At 72.5% G+C, this 18114-nt stretch carries 13 protein-coding genes; 6 read left to right on the forward strand and 7 right to left on the reverse strand.

Going from position 1 to position 18114, the window contains the following annotated elements:
• Positions 1 to 8: 8 nt before the first annotated feature.
• From AB0G14_RS13005 to AB0G14_RS13020, 4 genes are all read right to left on the reverse strand, one after another.
• Positions 9 to 2213: an ATP-dependent RecD-like DNA helicase gene (locus AB0G14_RS13005; protein WP_357696771.1), complete on the reverse strand. Its 2205-nt coding sequence runs from the start codon at positions 2211 to 2213 to the stop codon at positions 9 to 11.
• A gap of 225 nt (positions 2214 to 2438) precedes the next feature.
• Positions 2439 to 2942, reverse strand: a complete 504-nt coding sequence (locus AB0G14_RS13010) for a hypothetical protein (RefSeq protein WP_357696773.1) — start codon at positions 2940 to 2942, stop codon at positions 2439 to 2441.
• A 113-nt stretch (positions 2943 to 3055) separates the two neighbouring features.
• Positions 3056 to 4129: a CapA family protein gene (locus AB0G14_RS13015; protein ID WP_357696775.1), complete on the reverse strand. Its 1074-nt coding sequence runs from the start codon at positions 4127 to 4129 to the stop codon at positions 3056 to 3058.
• A gap of 100 nt (positions 4130 to 4229) precedes the next feature.
• Positions 4230 to 5207, reverse strand: coding sequence for a S41 family peptidase (locus tag AB0G14_RS13020; protein ID WP_357696777.1), 978 nt, complete (start codon positions 5205 to 5207; stop codon positions 4230 to 4232).
• Between the two features lie 871 nt (positions 5208 to 6078).
• Between AB0G14_RS13020 and AB0G14_RS13025 the strand changes: the two genes are divergently transcribed.
• From AB0G14_RS13025 to AB0G14_RS13040, 4 genes are all read left to right on the forward strand, one after another.
• On the forward strand, positions 6079 to 6528 hold the full coding sequence (locus AB0G14_RS13025) for a hypothetical protein (protein ID WP_357696779.1): 450 nt from the start codon (positions 6079 to 6081) through the stop codon (positions 6526 to 6528).
• 203 nt (positions 6529 to 6731) lie between these two features.
• A complete protein-coding gene (locus tag AB0G14_RS13030) occupies positions 6732 to 8129 on the forward strand; it encodes a hypothetical protein (RefSeq protein ID WP_357696781.1) in 1398 nt (465 codons plus the stop codon).
• A 64-nt stretch (positions 8130 to 8193) separates the two neighbouring features.
• Positions 8194 to 9456, forward strand: coding sequence for a MoxR family ATPase (locus tag AB0G14_RS13035; RefSeq protein WP_357696783.1), 1263 nt, complete (start codon positions 8194 to 8196; stop codon positions 9454 to 9456).
• A complete protein-coding gene (locus tag AB0G14_RS13040; RefSeq protein WP_357696785.1) occupies positions 9453 to 10700 on the forward strand; it encodes a VWA-like domain-containing protein in 1248 nt (415 codons plus the stop codon). Before AB0G14_RS13035 ends, AB0G14_RS13040 begins: the two co-directional genes overlap by 4 nt.
• Before the next feature lie 58 nt (positions 10701 to 10758).
• Here AB0G14_RS13040 and AB0G14_RS13045 read toward each other — a convergent pair whose 3' ends face one another.
• Complete coding sequence (locus tag AB0G14_RS13045; protein WP_357696787.1) at positions 10759 to 11892, reverse strand: citrate synthase; 1134 nt, start codon at positions 11890 to 11892, stop codon at positions 10759 to 10761.
• Between the two features lie 68 nt (positions 11893 to 11960).
• On the opposite strand from AB0G14_RS13045, the gene AB0G14_RS13050 reads away from it, so the two are divergent.
• Complete coding sequence (locus AB0G14_RS13050; protein WP_357696789.1) at positions 11961 to 13160, forward strand: citrate synthase; 1200 nt, start codon at positions 11961 to 11963, stop codon at positions 13158 to 13160.
• A 153-nt stretch (positions 13161 to 13313) separates the two neighbouring features.
• On the opposite strand, the gene AB0G14_RS13055 is transcribed toward AB0G14_RS13050, so the two are convergent.
• Positions 13314 to 13724: a hypothetical protein gene (locus AB0G14_RS13055; RefSeq protein ID WP_357696791.1), complete on the reverse strand. Its 411-nt coding sequence runs from the start codon at positions 13722 to 13724 to the stop codon at positions 13314 to 13316.
• 98 nt (positions 13725 to 13822) lie between these two features.
• On the opposite strand from AB0G14_RS13055, the gene AB0G14_RS13060 reads away from it, so the two are divergent.
• Positions 13823 to 16510, forward strand: a complete 2688-nt coding sequence (locus AB0G14_RS13060; RefSeq protein ID WP_357696793.1) for an AAA family ATPase — start codon at positions 13823 to 13825, stop codon at positions 16508 to 16510.
• A 267-nt stretch (positions 16511 to 16777) separates the two neighbouring features.
• On the opposite strand, the gene AB0G14_RS13065 is transcribed toward AB0G14_RS13060, so the two are convergent.
• Positions 16778 to 17290: a DUF4240 domain-containing protein gene (locus AB0G14_RS13065; RefSeq protein ID WP_357696795.1), complete on the reverse strand. Its 513-nt coding sequence runs from the start codon at positions 17288 to 17290 to the stop codon at positions 16778 to 16780.
• Between the last annotated feature and the right edge of the window lie 824 nt (positions 17291 to 18114).

Genomic DNA, 18114 nt, shown 5'->3' on the forward strand with positions numbered 1-18114 from the left:
CGAGCAGGTCAGGCGAGCCGGTGGTCGAGGGCGGTGTGGCGGCGCCCGGCGCCGACGGTGCGGACGGCGGCGGCGAGGGCGCGGCGGGAGCCGACGAGGACGACGAGCTGCTTGGCGCGGGTGACGGCGGTGTAGAGCAGGTTGCGTTGCAGCATCATCCAGGCGCTGGTGGTCAGGGGGATGACGACGGCGGGATACTCGGAGCCCTGCGAGCGGTGGATGGTCATGGCGTACGCGTGGGCCAGTTCGTCGAGTTCGTCGAAGTCGTAGTCGATGCTCTCGTCCTCGTCGGTGCGTACGGTGAGGGTCTGCTCCTCGGTGGTCAGGGCGGTGACGATGCCGACGGTGCCGTTGAAGACGCCGGCCTGGCCCTTGTCGTAGTTGTTGCGGATCTGGGTGACCTTGTCGCCGACGCGGAACACCCGCCCGCCCACGCGGCGCTCGGGTTGCCCGTCGCGGGCGGGGGTGAGGCGTTGCTGGAGCAGCGCGTTCAGGGCTGCGGCGCCGGCGGGGCCGCGGTGCATGGGGGTGAGGACCTGCACGTCGCGGCGCGGGTCGAGGCCGAAGCGGGCGGGGACGCGGGTGCAGGCGACGTCGACGGTCAGGGCGGCGGTGGCCTCGGTGTCGTCGCAGGCGAACAGGAAGAAGTCGTCGAGCCCCTGGAGCAGGGGTGGCTTGCCGGCGTTGATGCGGTGGGCGTTGGTGACGACCCCGGACTCCGCGGCCTGCCGGAAGATCTGGGTCAGCCGGACCCGGGGGATGGCCGGGGCGGCGAGCAGGTCCCGCAGGACCTCGCCGGCGCCGACGGAGGGGAGTTGGTCGACGTCGCCGACGAGGAGTAGGTGCGCGCCGGGCGGGACGGCCTTGACGAGCTTGTTGGCGAGGACGAGGTCGAGCATGGACGCCTCGTCGACGACGAGGAGGTCGACGTCGAGGGGGTTGTCCCGGTCGTAGGAGGCGTCTCCGCCGGGGCGTAGCTGCAGCAGCCGGTGCACGGTGGCGGCGGGATGGCCGGTCAGCTCCGACAGCCGCTTCGCGGCGCGGCCGGTCGGCGCGACGAGGGTGACCTTCGCCTTCTTCGCGGTGGCGAGTTCGACGACCGAGCGGACGGTGAAGCTCTTGCCGCAGCCGGGTCCACCGGTCAGCACGGCGACCTTGGCGGTGAGGGCGAGCCGGACCGCCTGTTCCTGCTCCGGGGCGAGGGCGGTGCCGGTGCGGGCCTTCAACCAGGCCAGCGCTTTGCCCCAGTCGACGCCGGTGAAGTGGGGCAGCCGGTCGGCGCGGTGGTGCAGCAGCCGCAGCAGTGACCCGGCCAGGGACTGCTCGGCGCGGTGCAACGGCACCAGGTACACCGCCGCCGTCGGCTCGCCGTCCGGCCCGGGCAGGGTCTCGCGGACCACCCCCTCCTCGCCGACGAGTTCGTCGAGGCAGGTGGTGACGAGGTCGGCGGGCACGTTGAGGATCTTGGTGGCCTCGACGGCCAGTTGATCGTCGGGCAGGTAGCAGTGCCCGTTGTCGGTGGCCTCGGAGAGGGTGTACTGGAGGCCGGCCTTGACCCGCTGGGGGCTGTCGTGCGGGATTCCCACGGCCTGGGCGATGGTGTCGGCGGTCTTGAACCCGATACCCCACACGTCGGCCGCCAGCCGGTACGGCTCGTTCTTCACCACGGTGATGGCGGCGTCGCCGTACTGCTTGAAGATCCGTACGGCCAGCGAGGTGGACACGCCGACGCCCTGGAGGAAGACCATCACCTCCTTGATCGCCTTCTGCTCCTCCCACGCCGCGGTTATCTTGGCGGTGCGTTTCGGTCCCAGGCCGGGCACCTCGACCAGCCGGCCCGGTTCGGTCTCGATGACCTGGAGGGTGTCGAGGCCGAAGTGCGCGACGATCCGCTCGGCGAAGACCGGGCCGATGCCCTTGACCAGTCCGGAGCCGAGGTAGCGCTGGATGCCCTGGATCGTGGCCGGCAGGACCGTGGTGTAGGAGTGGACCTCGAACTGCCGGCCGTACTGCGGGTGCGACGACCAGCGGCCGGACAGCCGCAGGCTCTCGCCGGGCTGGGCCCCCAGCAGCGCCCCGACCACGGTGAGCAGGTCGCTGCTGCGGCCGGTGGACACCCGGGCGACGGTGTAGCCGGTCTCCTCGTTGACGTAGGTCAACCGTTCGAGCACCGCGTCCAACACGGCCGACGGCGGGCGAGTGGGGGCAGTCACCCGACCATTCTGCCCTGCGTGCTGCTCGACGCTCGCGCGTGTCCCTGGTGAGGGCCATCCACCAGGCGATCTGGGTGCGCCGGCACCCGTGGCGCCGGCAGCCCGTCGCACCGGCCGTCGACCGAGGTCGGTCGGACGCTGGTGGCTCACGACCGCGGGTCGCCTCGGTGGCAGGGGTGGGCGCCGCCGCCGGGACGGCGGCGGCGCCCGCGCCCGCGTCCTGCCTCAGCAGCCGCACGTGTAGAAGAGGATGTCCCAGTGGCTGCCCTCCTTGGTGTAGAGGTTGCCGGAGGGCGCCCTGTACTGGTAGCCGAAGCCGGAGATGTAGCCGACGTAGGTGTAGTGCGCCGAGATGTAGTTCTGGATGCAGGTGCTCAGCGCGATGTCCAACTTGTAGCTGTTCCAGTGGCTGTAGGTGCCGCTGGTGTGCCCGACCTCGGTGCCGGCGGTGATCGTGATGGCGCAGCCGCTGGCGCGTTTGAAGGTGATGATCCCGTCGATGGTGGCCTGCCGGACGCCGTCGAACGAGGTGCAGGTCGAGACGTAGCGGTCGCTGCAGTTGCCGCTGGAGGTCCAGGAGATGCCGGCGGCGCTCAGCTGCGACGTGGCGCTGGAGTGGCTGATGGCGAAGGCCGGACTGGCCAGCCCGAGCGCGGCCCCGATCGTGGCCGCGACAGCGACCAGCAGGGTGAGCAGGCGGCGGCGCAGGGGGGAGCGGGTGGACGACATGGCTCTCTCCGTTCGCGTGGGGATCCTTGCGATGGGAAAGGCCGACCTTGAAAGTTTTCTACCAGACATCGACATACATGACTAGTAGGAGCTGGTGCCGCCCTGCCGGCGCGCTATCTGGTGGGGGTCGCGGCGAGTTCGGTACAGCCGCGCAGGTCCGCGTACTCCTGGAGGATGCGTGCCGCGTCGTCGCCGCGCGCGAGCTGGGGCTGGCCGGTGCGGCGGGAGATCAGCGCCGGCACCAGCTCCGTCTTCACGATCTCCGCGCCGCGCAGGGTGACCCGCAGGATCCCCGTGTCGTTGCTGTACGCGTCGTCGCGCCACCACAGGAAGTTGCCCAGCCCGTACTGGACGAAGGTCCGGTCGATCCAGCCGTCACCGAGCAGCAGGTGCGCGTGGGTGCCGACGACGAGGGAGGCGCCCGCCCGGGCCATCTCATCTGCGAACTCGCGCGCGTCGGCGGGTGGGCAACTGTCCCCCTCCGTGCCCCAGTGGACGTACACGACGACCACGTCGGCCTGCTGGCGCGCGGCGCGTACCGCGGCGACCGCCCGGGTCAGGTCCCTCGTCATCGCGATACCGGCACGGCTGTCGGTGGCCCGCCACTGCGACCACAGTTCGTCGACCTGGCTGAAGGCGAGGAAGGCGATCCGCGTGCCGCTGATCCGGGTCGTCCATGGCGCGTACGCCGCCGCCGCGTCGGCGCCCGCCCCGACGGTCGGCATCCCGGCGGCCCTCGCCGCGTCCACGGTGTCGGTCAGTCCGACCCGTCCGTAGTCCAGCGTGTGGTTGTTCGCGATCGACACGACGTCGACCCCGGCCGCCTTCACCGCGTCGTACGCACTCGCCGGAGCCCGGAAGAGGAACTGCTTCGGCTCCGGGGTGCCGCGCGTGGTGACCGCGGTCTCCAGGTTCACCATCGTCAGGTCCGCGGCGGACAGCGCCGACGAGATCGACCCGAACGCGGTCGCCGGATCGTCCAGCAGGGCCGCCGTACGGCCGGCGAAGTGCACGTCGCCCGCGAAGGCCAACGTGACCTCGGCCGGCCCGGCCCGCGACGGGGACGCCGTCGCCGCCGCGGCGGAGCGGGCCGGCTCACCGGCCGGCGCCGTGGACCCGACCCGGCATGCGGTCAGCGCCACGGTCAGGGTCGTCGCCAGCGCGACGAGGTATAGTGCCCGTCTCACCCCAGGCAGCGTACGGCGCAGCGCCTGCCTCGGCGCCGACTTGACGAAGTTGCTCAAGCGCCTTGGCTTGGGACAGCCGCCAGAGAATCAAGCGGGAAGCTCAGGGAAGCTGCAGCTCGGCCAGTGCACACTCAGCTTCGACCCGTACCGCCACCTGGTGCTCGCTGTCGGCGTCAGCCGTGGCGGCTAGCACGTGACGCAGCGCCTCCCGGTACGCGATGTCCCACGCGTGTTCCGCATCGCACGACTGGTCCGGCTTCACGCCAGTGCCTTCCCAATTCGTGCCGGTCACGGGATTTATCGAGCGGGCGCACGGCACGCGAACGTCGACATGCGGACTCACCTGGTAGGTGTCCGACGGGTGCGCCCCGCCGCGAGTGGTCTCGCCGATCAGCGTCGCCCGACCCTGCGCCTGCAGGTTGTAGCAGATCTCCTCACCAGCGGAGAACGTCTGCGCACTGGTCAGCACAAGGACTGGCCGGTCGAGGTAACGCGGAGCGGGAAGGTGCGGCAGCGTCCAGAACTGGCGAGTGCGCCGGGTCGTGCCGTCGTAGATGTCGTTGAGGTGCACCGGCTTGTCAGACAGGAAGTAACTGCAGAACAGGGCCACCGAATCCGGCGTCCCGCCACTGTTGCGGCGCATATCCAAGATCAGCGCGTGCGTGTGCGCGACGAGCTGCATCGCCGCCGCGTACGCCGACGCGGTCCAGGCCGGATCGCCCACGCCGCGCATCTCGATCAGCCCGACGTTACCCGCGAGCCGCTCGACCCTGTGGATGCCCTCGGCATTGAGTCGGTACCGCTCCCGCCGCGCCGCCACCTCACCGGCGTCGTCGTCAGCCCGATCCCAGGCGGGCCGGGCCCGCTCGTGCCAGATCAGACGCAGGTGACGGTCGGGGCAAACCGATTGAAGATCGTCGGTGAGCGTGGTGCACAACTGCGGACCTGAGAGCTCGTCGTACCGACCGTCGTCGAGATGCCGCCGCACGACCGTTGCCATCTCGGCGGCTCGTTCGGGAAAGACGTAGTGGGCAGTGATCCGGTCCAAGACCCCAGTAACCGTGTCTGCGTTGCTCATCGGCGCGCAAGCTACCGGCCAGCAGCGGGGAGCTGCAAAGGATTTCGGCAGTCGAGTCACGCGCCAAGAGGGTTCGAGATCCCTGTGCCCATCGCCCCCGCGCCGGCTGACAGGATGGAGTCATGCGGCGCAATGGTTGGCTTCCTCAGGCGTCCGTCATCGTCGCGGTGGTCCTGTCCGCAACGGCATGCACGCCTGCCCGGGACGTGGGTCAGCGTGACGGTCCGTGGCCCGCATCGGCGTCTGCCACCTCGGCCAGCACCGGCGCCGGTGCGCCGCCCGCGACGTCCAGAGACTCGGGTCAGGTGACGTGTGCGGATTCCATCGCCGTCTCGCCTCAGCCACCCGACGGGTACCGGATCGTCCTGGGGGATGCGGCGGTGCCGACCGGGAGAGTGCTCCAGGTGGCGGAATCGGGGGAGGCAGACCCCGCTGCGCGGTGGTTCGCCAAGTGGGGATTGGTGGTGCGGGCAGGCGCAGAAGTGGACCTCCTGGTCGCACCTGGCTGGGAGGACCGGGCCCGCATCGCTTGGGGTCCCTCGGCTGCGCCCGCCGCGACCGTGCACGTGAGCGCCTGCGCGCCTGCCGCCGGCAAGGGTCAGTGGCTGACCTTCGCCGGCGGGACCTGGGTCGCGCGGGCGGCCTGCGTTCCGCTGCTCGTCCGTTCAGGTGGGCGACAGGCCGAGGTGCGTCTGGCGGTCGGCGCGCCCTGCGACGACGCCGACCGTCCGTAGCGTCACCCCCGACGGCACCCCGAGGCCGGGCCGACTCCGCCCGGCCTCGGGGTCCTGGTCGCGTACGCCACCGCGAGCGGATCACGGACCATGAACGATGTGGACGGCTCCAGCCCGCCGTGCGGTTAGATGTCCAGGTGGGCGGTGACTACGAGCGCGAGCGTGCCCGAAAGATACGGATGGCGAGCGGGAACCTCGGCCGCGCCATGCACCTGATGAGAAGCCGTGATCCGCAGGCGGCGGAGGACGGGTTCGCGCTGGTGCGGGACGTGGCGGGCCAACACGTCGACGAGCTCATCGACGCGTTCGGCCGCGAGACCGACCACGGCGTGCGGTGTTGGCTGTTGGAACTGATCGGCGACGCGCGTTCACCCCGGGCGTTCGACGTGCTGGCCACGGAGCTGCTGAGCGACGACGAGTCCTTCAGCTTCTGGGCGGAACGGGGCCTGCGACTGCTGGACACCAGAGAGGCTCGACGGTTGCTGTGGCAGCGAGGAGAGGGTGGGTCGTCGGCGGCGAGGGGAAGCCACGCCGCGCCTGATAGCCACGGCAACGGTGGCTCGCCGTCATCCGCTGCGGGCGCCTGACCTCGTCCGCCCGGCGGTTACGTCGGTGAACGTGCCGACCGGGATGGTTCGGACCGCTGATGTGCAGGAACCCTGGTCGCCCGAGTGCGTCCATGACGACCGACAAAAGTGTCCCTCGCTCAGGCGGCGCTACCGTGTATGCTCCCCGCGATGATGACCTCTCTCGGTAGATTGGGGGTCCCGTTCGCGCAAGGTGAGTGCTGATGCACTCCCGGGCCGTGAATGCGGATTCTCGCCTTTCCTTCTGGCTGCGCGTGCGCGAGTTCGCCGTGCCGCCTCACATGATCGAATCTGCGACTGCTCGTCGGCACGTCGGGGACTGGGCCGGGGCGTGTGCCGCCGCCAGCGTCGATGTCGACTTCGGTCTGCGTTCCGTTGCCCGCACCCATGGCCGGGAACTCGCGGCCCGGGTCCGGGCCGACCTGCGCCATCTGGCTCCCGACCTGCTGCGCTGGCACCTGCCGCGGATCGCTCCCGACGGGCTGCTGCGTCCTGGCCTGACCGTCCCGCTGGCCCGGTACGATCCGGCGGAACACGACGGCGACCGCACCGTGCACCTCGTGGCCCGGACCGCACCAGCGTGGGCGGATGCCGGTCAGCGGATCAGCCTGGCGCTGTGGGACGGATCCCGCTCCGGGGACCGATCCTGTCCTCACCCGCATCCCCGACCCGACCGCCGGTTCCGCCTCGATCTGCACCGCCACCTCTGGGACGCGCGCAGAGCCGACGAACTGCGGACCCGGTCGGGGGCGGATCGGCTGCCCGCCGACGGGCGTCCTGCGGTGGACCCTGATCCGTTCGGGGCGGCGCTGCGGGGGCGTGGTTGCGCGGTGGACCGGTGGGCGGCCGAGGCGGCGCTCCTGCTCCGCGCCGAGGGGCGGACCAGCGGCCGCGTCGCCGTGCGGCTGGGTGCCCGGAACCGGCTGGTCCTCGACGTGATTCCAGGCGGGGACGGCCGGCCGCCCGAGGCGCGGATCGCCTCGTCGGCGACGGGCTCGGATACCACGCGGCCGGTGCTGCCCGACGCGGCGACGTGGGTGCTGCCCGACCTGGACCTGCTTCGCGCCGGGCTGATCGATGCCGATCGGCTGCATCCGCTGGTGGCGTCGGCACTGGTGCCCGACCGTCCGGCGGCGACCGCGCCGACGGCTCCGGACCAGCCGGGACAGCCGCGCATCGTGGAGTGTCGGGGAGCCCGGCACCGGATCGGCCTGGTCGATGGGGTGCTGGTGCCGCTCGACCACGACCCGGCCGAGATCCGCCGGGAGGAACTGCTGGCCGCGCTGACCGGTACCCCGCTCGCCTGCCTGCGCGCGATCGACGAGGCGCACCGCAACCCGGAGTGCCTCGCCGACGTCCGCGCACGCCTGGACCACGGCGACACCGCCGGTGCGCTCGCCGTGGTCGAGGCCCTGCTCGGGCCCGACGCCCTGCTGCGCAGCGGCGACCTGCGCGACGAACTGGAAACGGCAGCCCTGCGGCGGGTCACGTACGGACTGTTCAGGGCAGGACTCGTCGGTTCCGGACCGGGCCCCGCCCGCGCGGACTGTCGCCGTACCCGTGACCGCCGCTCGCACCCGCGCCACGCGACTCTCCGCTGATCACCGGGCCCGTCCGACCAGACGGCCTCCTCATACCCACCACGACTCCCATAGGTGACTGAATATGCCTGCCTTGACCTCGTTCGCACCCACCGATGGCCCCGTCGACCCGGCCCACACTCCTCAGCTCGACGTCGCCGCCGAGCTGCTCGCGCTGCTGGGCGCCACCACCACCGAATCCCGCCCCGACACCCAGCTGGAGGCCCTGACGCTGGCTGTGGCCGCGGACCTGCCCGTGCTGCTGTGGGGCGAGCCGGGGATCGGCAAGACCGCCGCCCTGACGCAGCTCGCCGCGACGCTGGACCTGCCACTGACGACCGTTGTCGCCAGCGTCCACGAGCCGTCCGACTTCTCGGGGCTGCCGATCGTCGGCGACGACCCGGCGGCGCAGGGCGTCCCGATGGCCCCGCCGGACTGGGCCGTGCGCCTGGTGCGGGCCGGTCGGGGGCTGCTGTTCCTGGACGAGTTGTCCACCGCGCCGCCGGCCGTCCAGGCGGCCCTGCTCCGCCTCGTGCTCGAGCGGCGCATCGGCACTCTGCGGCTACCGCCCGGGGTCCGGATCGTGGCCGCCGCCAATCCGCGCTCCTCGGCGGCCGACGGCTGGGAGCTGAGCGCGCCCCTGGCCAACAGGTTCGTCCACCTTCAGTGGGCCCACGACAACGACGTCGTCGTACGCGGCCTCGGCGGGACCTGGCCCCGAGCGGTGCTGCCCAGGCTCGACCCGGCGCTGTTGTCGGAGGCCGTCACCTTCGCCCGCCGCGCCGTGTGCGGGCTCCTGACCGCCCGCCCGGGGCTGGTGCACCGGCTGCCCAGCAACGAAGGCCGCCGGGGCGGTCCCTGGCCGTCGCCCCGCAGCTGGGACATGACCCTGCGCCTGGTCGCCTTCGCAACCGCGGCGGGCGTCTCGCGGGACGTGCTGTCGTTGCTGGTCAGAGGCACCGTTGGGGACGGCCCGGGGCTGGAGCTGCTGGCCAGCATGGACCGGATGGACCTGCCGGACCCCGAGGCGCTGCTGGCCGACCCGGCGGCCGCCGTCCTGCCCGAGCGGGGAGACCTCCGCCAGGCCGTGCTGGACGGCGTGGTGGAGGCGGTCCGCCGGCGTCCGGAGAAGGCTCGCTGGGACGCTGCGTGGGCGCTGCTGGTGCGGGCGCTGGAAACCGGAGGCCCCGACCTGGTGGTGGTCCCCGCCACCACACTCGCCGCCCTGCGACAGGAGGATTGGGACGTGCCGGCGTCGGTCGAGCGGCTCGCCGGGGTGGTGTCCCTGTCCCGGCGCGCAGACCAGGCGGCGGCACGGGTCGTGGCCGCGGCGGGGAGCAGCCGATGACCCCCGGGCGCACGCTGGACCTCGGAAAGCTCTTCGCCGCGCGGCTGCACGCCGCCCGGGTCCGGCCCTATTTGGCGACGGCGTTGTTCGCCCTGCATGTGGTGGAGTCGCGACGGGTGCCGACGATGGCGGTGGACCCGCACTGGCGGTGCTACGTCTCGCCCGCGTTCGTGGATTGCACCCCGGTGGAGGAACTCGCCGGGGTGTGGGTGCACGAGGTCTCGCACCTGCTGCGCGACCACCACGGGCGCAGTGACCGGGTAGCGCGGGAGCGGGGGCTGGTCGGGCCGGGGGAGCGGCTGCGGATGAACATCGCCGCGGACTTCGAGATCAACGACGACGTGTTCGGTGACGGGTTGGCCCGACCCGAAGGCGCCGTCGAGCCGGGGTCACTGGGGCTGCCCGAGGGGGAGCTCATGGAGGATTACCTGCGGCAGTTCGGGCTCGGGCCGCGTACGCAGGGGCTGGTCTGGCTGGACTGCGGCAGCGGCGCCGACGGGCTGGACCGGGAGTGGGACCTGGGACCGGACGGCGCGCACGGCCTCAGCACGCAGGAACGGGACCTGGTGCGGTTTCGGGTGGCGCACGGCATCACGGGCCGGCCCGGGGACGTCCCGCAGGGCTGGCGCAGGTGGGCGGAGAAGGCGCTGCACCCGCCGCAACCGTGGCGGGAACTGCTGGGGGCGGCGGTCCGCTCGGCCGCCTCCGCCGCCGGCGCCGGCGAGGACTACACCTACGGCCGGCCGTCGCGGCGCTCCGCCGGGGTGCCCGGCGCGATCCTGCCGAGCCTGCGACGCAGGCCCCCTCGGGTGTGCGTGGTCATCGACACGTCCGGGTCGGTGAGCGACGCCGAACTGGGCAGCGCCCTGCTTGAGGTCACCGCGATCTCCCACGCCGTGGGCGGCCGGCGCGACCTGGTCAGCGTGCTTCCGTGCGACGCCGCGGCCCAGGTCGTGCATCCGCTGTGCCGCGCCGAGGACATCCCGCTGCTGGGCGGCGGAGGGACGGATCTGCGTACGGGCTTCGCCCGGGCGCTGCGCGCCCGGCCCCGACCGGACGTCGTCGTGGTCCTGACCGACGGGCAGACGCCCTGGCCGGCGACGCGACCACCGTGCCGGACGGTGGTGGGACTGTTCCCCCGGCATGGGCCGACCCGGTCGTGGCACGAGGACGACCCCGACTACGTGCCCGACTCGCCGCCCACCTGGGCGCGAGTGGTCGACATCGGCTCCGGCGCCCGGTGAGTCCACCGGGGTGGCGGGGCCGACCTGCCGGCGACCCCGCCCCTGACCTACCGGCCTCTCATGGCACCGGTTGCGGCGGGGGAGGGCCCACGTAGCGCGAGTCCGGTCGGATGATCTTCGAGTCCTCGGCCTGTTCCAGCACGTTCGCGCACCACCCGATGACCCGGCTGGTGGCGAAGGTGGGCGTGAACATCTCCCGGGGCAGCCCGCACAGGTGCATGACGACGCCCGCGTAGTACTCCACGTTGGTGTGCAGTTCCCGGCCGGGCTTCAGCTCCGCCAGCAACGACAGGACCCGATCCTCGACGGCCACGGCGAAGTCCACCAACGGCCCGCCGAGGTCCTGGGCGATCCCCTTGAGCATGCGGGACCGCGGGTCCTCCGTGCGGTAGATCGGGTGCCCGAAGCCCATGATCCGCTCGCCGCCGAGGATGCGTTCGCGCAGCCACGGGTCGGCCCGGTCGATCGTGCCGATGGCGTCGAGGGTGTCCAGGGCCCGGCTGGGGGCGCCCCCGTGCAGGGGGCCGGAGAGCGCGCCGAGGGCGCCGCCGACGCAGGCGTAGAGGTCGGCGCCGGTGGAGGCGATGACGCGGGCGGTGAAGGTCGACGCGTTGAAGCCGTGGTCGACGGTGGCGATCAGGTAGCGCTCGATCGCCCGGGCGTGCCGTTCGGAGGGCTCCTCGCCCGTGATCATGTACAGGTAGTTCGCCGCGTGGGACAGGTCGTCGCGCGACTCGATCGGCTCCAGCCCCGCTCGCAGGCGGTACAGGGCCGCCAGCAGGCTGGGCGTCAGCGCGCAGAGCGCCATGGCCTGCGCCCGCCGTTCGGCGGGCGTCGTGTCGTACAGCGGGCGGGCTCCGGCGGCGAGGCCGGCGACGGCCAGCGCGGCGCGCAGGCCGCCCATCGGGTCCGGCGACGTCGACGCCGTGGCGATGTCGGGCAGCGCGGCGGCGACCGCGGGCGGGATGTGGCGCAACGGGACGATCTCCTCGTGCAGCGCCTTGGGCTCGGCGGGCACGGAGCCGTCGATGAGCAGCGCCCAGACGTCCTCCAGCGTCCGGCGCTCGGCGAGGTCGATGGCGGAGTACTGCCGGTAGTGGTAGAAGCCCTCGATGCCGCGGACGTGGCCGACCGTGGTGTCGGTGACCACGACGCCGGCGAGCCCGCGGGGAGCGGTGATGGTGTCAGCCATGTGGGCAGCGTCGTGCCGGCGGCCGGAGCCAGTCAACATTGATCCAGTCAACGTGAGACCATGACCACATGGCCGAGGAGCAACTGCTGACGACCGCCGAGGTGGCCCGTCGCCTGCGCATCAAGCCGGAGACGATCTACGCGTACGTCAGCCGGGGGTTGCTCGCCAGGGTCAAGGTTCCCGGCGAGCGGACCAGCCGCTTCCGGCTGGTCGACGTCGAGCGGCTGGCCGCCCGCACCCAGGCGACCCGCCCGGAACGCGATGCCGCGCCGGCGATGCGGACCGCCACCACGTTGATCGCGTACGGGCGGCTGCACTACCGGGGACTGGATGTCGCGAAGCTCGCGCCCGTGACGCCGTTCGAGGAGATCGCCCGGTGGCTCTGGACGGGCCAGCGGCACCCCGAGCCCTTCGTGGCGTCCGCCGAGACCCTCGAGACGGCGCGGCGGGCGAGCAGTCACCTGCCGGCCCAGGCCCGACTCTTCGACCGGCTGCCGGTGATCGTCGCCGTGGCGGCCGCGATGGACCCGCTGCGCTTCGACCTGGCGCCCGCCACCGTGACGGCGCTCGCGCCCGGGCTGCTGTCCAGCATGGTCGACGCGCTGCCCCTCGCGGGCGAGGCCCCCGCCGACGACGCCCTGGCGACCCGGTTGTGGTCCCGGCTGACGGGCGCGCTGCCCTCCGCAGCGGGGCTCCGGGCGCTGAACGCCGCCCTCGTCCTGCTCGCCGACCACGACCTGGCCGCGTCGACCATCGCCGTACGCGTGGCGGCGTCGACCCGGGCGAACCCCTACGCGGCGGTGCTGGCGGGCCTCGGCGCGCTGGACGGGCCGATGCACGGAGCCGTCGGCAGCAGCGTCCACCGGATGATCGACGTGGCGCTGCGGGACGGGGCTCCGGCCGCGATCGCCGAGTGGCTGCGGACCGGCGCGCTGCCCGGGTTCGGGCACTCGCTGTACCCGGACGGCGACCCGCGCGGCGTCGCCCTGCTCGATCTCGTCGCGAAGCTGCCGACCGGGGGCGAGCTGCGGCGGGCCGTCGACGGTCTGATCGCCACGGCGGCGCGGCGGTGCGCCCTGCCCAACGTCGACCTCGCTGTCGCCGCGTTGGCGCACGCGACCGGCATGGGGCCGGGCGCGGCGGAGGTGATTTTCGCGGTCGCCCGGACGGCGGGCTGGATCGCGCACATCGTCGAGGAGTACGCGCAGCCGAGCAACCGGTTCCGGTGGAGCAGCGGCTACACCGGGCCGCCACCGGAGCCGGCGTGAACTCCGACGTGCGGCAGCCTCCTGGCCCCTACACGTTCCGAAGGCTGAGTCCCCTCTGACGCCGGCAGGGTGGCCGCCCGACGGGGTGGCCACCCTGCGCACGACCGATTCCCGCGGTCCCGGTCGCGGCTCGGGGCGATCCGGGGTGGTCGCTCAGCCGGCCCTGCGAAGACCGGCGAACTGCAGGACGGTGTAGCCGGCGACCACGACCGCCTGCACGATCACCAGTGCGGTACCCAGGCCGGTCAGCGGGAACCAACCGGCGACGAGCACCATCACGCTCGCCGCCACCCAGGCGACGTTGGCACCCATCACCACACCCACAGCGGCCCTGCTCACCGCGGGTCGGGAGGCGAGAACCAACAGGGCGGCCGCGTAGGTCACCAGGAACGCCCCGGCCGGGTAGAGGAAGCCGGCGGGAAGGCCGAACATCTCCCCGAAGATCGCGGCGACGGCGACGTACACGACCCCGTTGCCGCCGGAGCCGATCGCGTCCTGCTTGAGGGCGAAACGGAGCAGTTTGGTGTCGGCGACGGTCTGGGCGGGACTGGTGACGGTGGTCATGTTGGGGGTCCGTTCGTAGTCGTGACGTGCTTGCGAGCACGACGCTACGGAGATCCACCCCGAGCCGAATCAGTCGTCGTGACGGTAGGTTCCTGACCGTGCTGCACGGACGAGCCGGGGAACAGGCGGACATCGAACGGCTGCTGGCGGAGGCCAGAACCGGCAGGAGCGGGGTGCTGGTCATCCGCGGCCCGGCGGGAATCGGCAAGTCGGCGCTCCTGGACCATGCCGCCGAACGGGCGGAGGGCATGCGGGTGCTGCGCGGCGTCGGTGTCCAGTCCGAGGCCACGCTGCCCTTCGCCGCACTCCACCTGCTCCTGCGTGCCGGGCTCGACCGGATCCCGGCACTGCCTGACGCGCAGGCCGCCGCGCTCCGCGGCGCCCTCGGGTTGGGTGACCCCGCCCCGGAGAACCGGTTCCTGGTCGGGTTGGCCACCCTGAGCATCCTCGCCGACCTCGCCGGAGACGGCGCGCTGCTCTGCCTCGTCGACGACGCACAGTGGTTCGACCAGGCCTCCGCCGACGCGCTGCTGTTCGCCGCCCGCCGCCTCGAGGCCGAAGGCGTCGTCATGATCTTCGCCGCCCGCGCGGGGTTTCCTGCCGTCGGGCTGCCCGAACTCCGGCTGGGCGGGCTGGATGCCGCCGCCGCTGGGGCCCTGCTTCCCCCCGATCTTCCACCGCAGGTGCGGGAGCGCCTCATCGAGGAGTCCGGCGGCAACCCCCTGGCGCTCGTCGAACTGCCCGCCGCGCTCACCGCCGAACAGCGGGCGGGACGACTGCCGCCGGTGGGCGCGATGCCGGTCGTCGACCGGGTCCAGGAAGCGTTCCACGCACGGATAGCCGCGCTCGCCGAGCCGGCGCGGACCGCGTTGCTGATCGCGGCGGCGGACGGCTCGGGTGAGCTTGCGACTCTGGTGGGTGCGGGTGCCTCCCTCCACGGCCTTGAGGAGGCCGAGCGGAGTCGGCTGATCGAGATCAGGGGCGCGACCGTGGGATTCCGCCATCCCCTGATCAGGGCCGCCGCCTACCAGAGCGCGCCGGTCACCCGGCGCTTCGCCGTACATCGAGCCCTCGCCGACGCCCTCACCCGCTCGGCCGCCGTGGACGCGGCCGGCCGGCGGACGTGGCACCTGGCCGCCGCCACGCTCGGCCCTGACGAGGACGTCGCCCGGGAGTTGGAGGGGGCGGCGGAACGGGCGCGTACCCGTGGCGGCCACGCCGCGATCGCGACCGCCTACGAGCGGGCCGCCGAGCTCACCGCCGACCCGGTGCGACGATCCGAACGGCTGGCCGCCGCCGCGCTGGCCGCCAGTGACGCGGGGCTGACGGGTCGCGCCGCCGCGCTCGCCGACAGGGCGACGCCTGAGGTGGACGACCCGGACATGATCGCTGCGCTGGTCCAGGTGCGCGCGCATCGGGAGTTCGAGTTGGGCACACCGCTCGCGGCGGGCCGGATCATCCTGGACAACCTCCCTCGCGTGGCCCCCCGCTCCACCGAGCGGGCCACCTGGTTGCTGGTGGAGGCCATCCGCTGCGCCTGGTTCGCCGGTGACGCCCGACTGGCGGAGGAGGCTGCGGCGAGTCTCCGCGCGCTTCCCGAGATCGGGTCACCGCTGGTCGGTGCGGCGCTCGGGCTGAGCCGCCTGTTGGGCGGTGACGTCGGCGGCGGGATCAGGCTCATGGGCGAGGCCGTCGACGCACACGCACGTGCGGGGCTGGGGGTGCCGGGACTGACCTTCACCGCCGCTGTCTGCCTTCCGCTGGGCCGCGCCGCCCTCTGCGAGGAGATCACCGGCCGGGTCGTGGCGGACTGCCAGAAGAACGGGATGATCGGCTGGCTCGCCTTCGCGCTCAACGACCACGGACTCGCGCAGGGGTGGCTCGGCCGGTACGGCGAGGCCGTGACGTCCCTGAACGCGGGGCTGCGGCTGGCGACGGATCTGGGCCACGAGCCTCGGGTCAGCCACCTCACGTGTTCGCTCGCCTGGGTGCTCGCGCACCAGGGGAACGTCGAAGAGTGCCGCACGAAGGCCGAAGAGGGCATAGCGGGAGCCGGCGAGCGGGGGCTGGTCCTCGCGGCGGACATCGGACGCTGGGCACTCGGCGTGCTGGAGCTCGGCCTGGGGCGTCCGGCCGCCGCCCTGCGGCAGTTGGCGGCCATCCCCTCGGCGGGGATCGCCCTCCTCAGCGCCGCGGATCAGGTGGAGGCAGCCGTCCGCAGCGGCGCACCGGAGCGGGCGAAGGAGCCGCTCGCCCGGTGTGTGGCCTGGGCCCGGCAGGCCCGCCAGCCGTCGTCGGACGCGATCGCCCTGCGGTGCCGCGCCCTCGTCGAGGAGAACGAGGCGCACTTCGCGCACGCCGTACAGCTTCACCAGCAGGACGTTCAGCCGTACCCGCAGGCGAGGACGCAGCTCGCCTACGGCGAGTGGCTGCGGCGGGCACGGCGGCGGGCGGACGCCCGCACGCAACTGCGCGACGCGCTGGACACCTTCGACCGGCTCGGCGCGCGACTGTGGGCCGAGCGGGCTCGCGCGGAGCTGCGCGCGACGGGGGACGTGCCGGCGGCGCCGCGCAAGGCCGACGATCCGCTCAGCGTGCTGACTCCCCAGGAACGCCAGGTCGTGCGGCTGGCAGCGACCGGCGCCTCCAACCGTGACATCGCCGCCCGGCTCTTCCTCAGCCCGCGGACCGTCGGCTACCACCTCTACAAGGCGTTTCCCAAGCTGGGTATCACCTCGCGGGCCCAACTGGCCGACATCGCCGGGTCGTCGTCGGCGCTCGGCTGAGGTCCTGACGATCAGGCCGCCTGAGTAGCAGCGGGTCCTGACACGTCAACCCGTCTCATCGTGCGTCGAAGCTGGCCCCGGCCGGCTGCCGGCGTGTCCGGTTTCGGGACCTCCGTGACAGATCGGTCTCAGGACCTGGGTGGCGCTCTAGGTGGCGCAGTGCCTCGGGACTACCTCTGTGTGAAGCGATGGGTGAGGAACAGCGCGGCGAGTTTGGGTAGCCGTCTTTGCCACTCGTCTTCGTTGCGAAGGTCCCAGCGCTCGTCGTTATTTCGGGGCGCGGGTCGGTCGAGCCGTGTTCACATCGGTAGCGTCGGCAGCGTCCCAGAAGGCGTCGGGGTCGCCGGTGTGCTGCTCGTACGCCTCCGGCGCGGCGAACAGCAGCGTCTCGTCACCGATCCAGAGGTCATGCCCGTCTGATGTGCTGATTTCTTGCACCGCAGGGTGCTCAGCGAGCGTGTCGGGTTCGGTGATGACGGCTTCGAACGCGCTTCGGCCGAGGCCGATCAGTCCTGCGCGGAAGTCCGAGAACCGGTCGTCGGAGAGGAACCCACGCTCGATGATCCAGCACGCTGCGGCGATATCCCCTGTGTCAGCCAGACCGCACAGGTCGCTGAGCGTCTGGTCGAACGCCACGATCTCAGGCAGCGGTAGGCGTGTCAGCTCCACCACCAGCGCCTCGGCCACCGCGCTCGGCCCGTCCTGCCTTGCTCGATCCGCCGCTGGACCGGCTGCCTCCCGTGCCCGTTCCACGATCTGCCAGAACCGATCTACGTCCACGGCCGATAGTTTCCACGCCCCCTGTGACATCGACGCACACTGTCACCCAGGTCCTGAGACCGATCTGTCACTGAGGTCCTGAGACCGGACAGCCGGCTGCCGGCGGTCTGGGAGGAGTTTCTGTACATCTGTCAAGGCGGCCCTTGACGGGCCGCACGCGCCGTCGCCTGGGCGCGAGTCCGTCGCTTTGCTGGCGCTCCGACTCCGGCCACGCAACACGTCCGGCGGCTGGCGCGGAGAGCGGGGAGCCCGGGCCGCCGCAGACGGGAAAGCTGGGGAGTGGTGGAGGTTCGTCGCCGGCAGCCGGCCGCGCCGCGCCTGAGCAGCGCGGCGCAGGGAGGGGCGCGTGCCGGGTCCGCGCGGCAAGCCCCAGGCATGGGGGTGGTGTCCGCCGAGGGCATGCCGGTCGTCCAGGAGCCGGCGCGCAGCTGCTCGGGGTCAGGTCAACTGCTCACCTGGGAGGGGGGCCGTCGGTGGCCAGCTCCGACCCCGGGAGTCGGGTCCGTGCCGGGTGAGGTTGGGTCAACTGCGCCACTGTGGCGGTGTCCGTCGGGGGCGCGGTCCGTGACACGAGAGCCGACGCAGTCTGTTCCGGCAGCGTCCGGCCGTGTGTCAAGGCCGTCTTGACGTGGCGAACTGGGCGGCGGCCCGCTTCCCAGGAGGGCGGGTCGGCGGCATACGGGATGGCGCAGATGTTGATTCAGGGTGCGATTGTGTGGCGAGCGCCTGAGCCTCGATCCACCGATGACTGTCGGGTCGGCGGGGCCCCGGAGATAGAAAGTGCCCTCTGAGCTGGAAGGATAGGAGTTGCGACGCTTCTATCT

Origin of the sequence: Micromonospora sp. NPDC023814, assembly GCF_040639595.1 — a bacterium.
In the GTDB taxonomy this organism is placed as follows: Bacteria; Actinomycetota; Actinomycetes; order Mycobacteriales; family Micromonosporaceae; genus Micromonospora.

Bases quoted from the DNA above. Each gene is read 5' to 3' on its own strand.
- AB0G14_RS13045 (WP_357696787.1), bottom strand. From the start codon at position 11,892: ATGGCTGACACCATCACCGCTCCCCGCGGGCTCGCCGGCGTCGTGGTC.
- AB0G14_RS13020 (WP_357696777.1), bottom strand. From the start codon at position 5,207: ATGAGCAACGCAGACACGGTTACTGGGGTCTTGGACCGGATCACTGCC.
- AB0G14_RS13050 (WP_357696789.1), top strand. From the start codon at position 11,961: ATGGCCGAGGAGCAACTGCTGACGACCGCCGAGGTGGCCCGTCGCCTG.
- AB0G14_RS13010 (WP_357696773.1), bottom strand. From the start codon at position 2,942: ATGTCGTCCACCCGCTCCCCCCTGCGCCGCCGCCTGCTCACCCTGCTG.
- AB0G14_RS13035 (WP_357696783.1), top strand. From the start codon at position 8,194: ATGCCTGCCTTGACCTCGTTCGCACCCACCGATGGCCCCGTCGACCCG.
- AB0G14_RS13040 (WP_357696785.1), top strand. From the start codon at position 9,453: ATGACCCCCGGGCGCACGCTGGACCTCGGAAAGCTCTTCGCCGCGCGG.
- AB0G14_RS13055 (WP_357696791.1), bottom strand. From the start codon at position 13,724: ATGACCACCGTCACCAGTCCCGCCCAGACCGTCGCCGACACCAAACTG.
- AB0G14_RS13030 (WP_357696781.1), top strand. From the start codon at position 6,732: ATGCACTCCCGGGCCGTGAATGCGGATTCTCGCCTTTCCTTCTGGCTG.